This is a genomic window from Accumulibacter sp. (genome assembly GCF_016789985.1).
In the GTDB taxonomy this organism is placed as follows: domain Bacteria; phylum Pseudomonadota; class Gammaproteobacteria; order Burkholderiales; family Rhodocyclaceae; genus Accumulibacter.
In genome coordinates, this window is the sequence record NZ_JAEUOL010000208.1 from 1 (window position 1) to 4155 (window position 4155).

The following is a 4155-nucleotide window of genomic DNA, read 5'->3' on the forward strand; positions in this document are numbered from 1 at the left end:
CGACGTCGAGAATGGACACCAGCTTGCCGTCTTCGAGTTCGGTAACCGCCGTGATCAGACCCTGATTGGTGGACAGCACACTTTCCGGCGCCTTCACCTTCTCCCAGTCGACCCGGATGATCCGGTCAACCTCGTGCACCAAAAAACCTAGCGTCCGCTTGGAGTATTCCGCCACCATCATGGTCTTCCCATACTCGCCGTGCTGCTCCTTGTGCTCCAGGAAGGAAATCAGCGATAGCACCGGGATGACATTGCCGCGCAGGGAGATCAGTCCTTCGACCCCGCGTGGCATGTTCGGCGTCTTGGTGATGGGTGGCGTCCGCCCGACCTCGCGCACCTTGAACACATTGATCCCGAAAGTCTCGCGCGTCCCCAGGGAGAACAGCAGAATCTCCATCTTGTTGGACCCGGCAAGCCGGGTTCGCGCATCGACACCCTCGAGGAGGTTCTTCCTTTCTGCCAGGTCCATCGTATCGCTCCAGAGAGATAGTCGGGTCAACCCGACTGCACAACGGCAAGAACACCGCCCTGCAGCCTTCGCGTCAGCGTTTCGGACAGGCGCTGCGGCTCAAACTTGGGCACATACTCATCAACCCCCACCGACTTGCCAAGCTGCTGGTTGGACATGCCGGACAGCGAGGAATGCATGATTACCGGCACACCGGCAAAGCGTGGGTCTGACTTGATCTTCTTGGTCAGAATGTAGCCATCCATTTCCGGCATCTCGATATCGGTCAATACGAGACTGATCAGATCGATGACCCGCTGCCCGGAGGCGACCGCATAAGTCGCCATTTTCTCCAGTTCCACCCAGGCTTCGAGACCGTTGATCGCCGCGACGTACTTCACACCCATCGCCTCCAGCGTCCGCTGGATCTGCCTGCGTGCCACCGCCGAGTCGTCGGCAAAAAAGACCGTCAATCCCGGATTCTCGAGCGGCTTGATGTTCCGGTAGACGATTTCGTCATCGTAGTTCGTCGTCTCCGACAGGATCTTCTCGACATCCATCATCATCACCAGGCGACCGTCAGGCAATTCGGTTACGGCAGTCACCAGCCCCCCCATCTCGGCCAGCAGCATGGCAGGCGGCACTCTCATCTGACTCCAGTCAAGGCGCAGGATGGTATCCACGCCCTCGACCAGAAAACCCTGCGTATGACCAGCGTACTCCGTGATGATCATGATCGAACGTAGTGTCTGCGTATCCACCCCGGCATAGCGCGCCAGATCGACGACCGGCACCAGCGCTCCGCGCAGGCTGACCATGCCTTCGACCGATGGCGGCATTTCGGGCGCCGAAGTGATCGGTGGGGTACGCATCACCTCCCGCACCTTGAAGACATTGATGCCAAAAGTTTCACGCCGGCCTGTGCGGGAGTCGGTCCCGAGCGAAAACAGAAGGATCTCCAGCTTGTTGGTGCCAGCCAGCTTGGTCCGGGCATCGATGTTCTTCAGTAGCTCCGACATTTCACTCTTCCTCGTACAAAGACCGGCCCTCGTCCTGCCGCCGACATCTTAATCCAATCAGCAAGCCCACACCACGCCTCCCTGGCGAGCCGACCAAGCCGCGGCCGGATCAAACCTCGGTCCTGTAACCAACCCGGAACCCCCCCCAATGACGCCCCTTAACATAGATTGGCGCCGAAATATCGTGCATCAGCTCACCGGTGTCGCGCCGGTAGGTCTGCAAGAGAAACGCGTGTTCGTGCGATCCGCAGCGCTTGCCGACCGGATCATCGAAGATTCGTTTCGTCCGGTTCCTGACGAAGTCGAGCTTCTCGTCACCGGTCAAGGCTTGCGCGAAGACCCGGTTGTGCGTGGGAACGTAGCTGTTGCGGTCGATACAGATCGCATACACCAGCCACCGATGTTGGGCCAGCAACTGCTCCTGCAGCGGGCCCACGGCCTGATCCGTGAAATCATCGAAGCGGGTCTTGAACTTCTGCGGGTGGGTGTTCGGAATCGGCTGGTAGCGGTCGTCGAACAGATCCTCCAGCCGGATCGCACCCGACTCAATCGCCTTGTCGAACACCTCGGCGACCGAACGAGCCGCCTGTGTCACAATGTCCGGCATCCGCGCGTGGGTGGCGACAGCCTGCTCGCCCGACGCCCCCAGTCTGAAGACACTCCCGACCTCCTTGAGGTTCTCGGCAAGACATTCCACATGATCCACCGCCAACAGTGTCTCTGCAGTCACCGCGTTGTTGGCTTCGGCCATCTCCCGGATGCTGCGTATGTGCTCGGCAATGCTCAGCCCGGTGCGCGTCTGCTCCCCCACCGCGGCGGCGATCGCCTCGACCTTCTCCATCGTCTGCCGCGCCCCGTTGTTGATACCCTCGAGCGCCTCAGCCGCCTGCCGTGCGAGGTCGGCACCCTTGCGCGCCTGACCACTGCCCGCCTCGATACTGGCGATCGCGGACTGCGTCTCGCTCTGAATGGCAGCGATCATCCGGCTGATTTCCCCAGTCGCCTGCGATGTCCTCTCCGCCAACTTGCGCACCTCATCTGCCACCACCGCAAAACCACGCCCCTGGTCACCCGCCCGCGCTGCCTCGATGGCAGCGTTGAGCGCCAGCAGATTGGTCTGATCGGCGATTTCGCGAATCGTCTGCACGATACCGCTGATCGCCCTCGACCGCTCGCCGAGCGCGCATACCACCTCCGCCGACTGGGTCACCGAAGCGGCGATCTGTTCCATTTCCGCCGAAGCACTGCGGACAATCGCCATGCCGTCGGTGGACAAGCGGTTCGCCTTCTCCGCGATGCCCGCCGTCTCGGTCGCCTTCTGACTCACCTGATTCATGTTTTCCGTCAGGTTGGCCATCTCGTCAGCGGTTGCCAGGGCAGCGCCCCGCTGCTGATTGGAACCTGCAGCGACGCGCTGGGCATCTCCGATCAATTGCCGCGAGGCGCTACCGACTTCAAGCGCGTTGAAAAGCAGTTTGCCGACAATGGTTGCGAAACTTTCCATCAGTCGATTGAAATCCACCGCAACCATCGCCAGTTCATCGCGCCCGACGACGGCGGCACGCCTCGTCAGGTCGCCATCACCATAGGTCTGTGCAATCACCTGGCGCAGCCCCGTCAGGCGGCCCACCAGATTTCGCTCAACCAGTAACGCGATCGTTACCGAAACAACCAGCAGGACGCCCGCCACTCCAAGCCAGGCATACATTCCGCCGCCGAATACGATCTGGGCCAGCCAGCCACACAGCGCCGCGGTCAGCAACTGCAGCAGCAGCGCACCACGAATTCTCCAGGCAACTCCCGTCATCATCGTCTCCTCATCCCCATCGTCCATCCTAGTATTAACGGAGGAAAGGACGGCAGCTTTAGCGCTCTCGGCGCATCACACGACAAATCAGGTGGTTGCCGTCGATAAGGCGCTTCATCCGCCGCCCGCCCAGCGCTGGCGACCAATGACCGCTGAAGTGCTACCCGTCCAGCGGCTCGTAAATGCTCACGCTCGCGCTACGACCACGTACCACCACACGATCCAGGAGCCGGCAGGGCCAGTCGGCAATCGCCAGCCTGGTGGACTCACCGATGATCACCCCGGCTGCGTACTGCGCCGACAGGCCCTGCAGGCGTGATGCCAGATTCACCGCGTCACCCAGTACAGTGTAGGCTCGGCGGTGACGCGAACCGAGATCACCGACCACCATGCTGCCGGTATTGATCCCGATGCCGATGTGCAGCGCGGGCCAGCCATGCCCGGCCAGGCGGCGATTGAGTTCGGGCAGCACAGCCTGCATCGCCAGGGCAGCGGCAACCGCGTTGCGTGCGTGCAGGGGGTCGGCCAGCGGTGCTCCCCAAAAGGCAACGACGGCGTCGCCGATATACTTGTCCAGCGTCCCGCGATACTGCCGAATGATATCGGTCATGATCGACAGATAGTCGTTGATCAGTTCAGCCAAGGCTGCGGCCGGCATCTGCTCGGCGATACTGGTAAAATCACGCACGTCGGAGAAAAGTACGGTCAACTCCGCACTGCGGATCGTGTCCCGGGGCGTAGTGTAAGAAGCGTGAGCCGATGAGGTCGGCAGGTCATTGGCTCCGGTTTGGCGGGAGCGCGTGTCAGGCTGCCACGGCGGACAGGCTGACTTTGAGATGGTCGCCAACTTCCGCAAGTGTTTCCAGCGTCATGTAACGACG

At 61.3% G+C, this 4155-nt stretch carries 4 protein-coding genes; all 4 read right to left on the reverse strand.

Annotated elements, in window-relative coordinates; translation table 11 throughout:
* On the reverse strand, nucleotides 1-469 hold a 469-nt coding region (locus tag JNK99_RS12210), incomplete at its 3' end, for a chemotaxis protein CheW (protein WP_291853433.1).
* Nucleotides 470-495: 26 nt separating this feature from the next.
* A complete protein-coding gene (locus tag JNK99_RS12215; RefSeq protein ID WP_291853436.1) occupies nucleotides 496-1467 on the reverse strand; it encodes a chemotaxis protein in 972 nt (323 codons plus the stop codon).
* 109 nt (nucleotides 1468-1576) lie between these two features.
* Nucleotides 1577-3277 carry a methyl-accepting chemotaxis protein gene (locus tag JNK99_RS12220; protein WP_291853438.1) on the reverse strand — a complete coding sequence of 567 codons (1701 nt, stop codon included), beginning with the start codon at nucleotides 3275-3277 and terminating at the stop codon, nucleotides 1577-1579.
* Between the two features lie 157 nt (nucleotides 3278-3434).
* Nucleotides 3435-3983 (reverse strand): adenylate/guanylate cyclase domain-containing protein, encoded by a 549-nt coding sequence (locus JNK99_RS12225; protein WP_291853440.1) that lies wholly within the window; start codon nucleotides 3981-3983, stop codon nucleotides 3435-3437.
* Nucleotides 3984-4155 lie beyond the last annotated feature (172 nt).

Bases quoted from the DNA above. Each gene is read 5' to 3' on its own strand.
- JNK99_RS12215 (WP_291853436.1), bottom strand. From the start codon at position 1,467: ATGTCGGAGCTACTGAAGAACATCGATGCCCGGACCAAGCTGGCTGGC.
- JNK99_RS12220 (WP_291853438.1), bottom strand. From the start codon at position 3,277: ATGATGACGGGAGTTGCCTGGAGAATTCGTGGTGCGCTGCTGCTGCAG.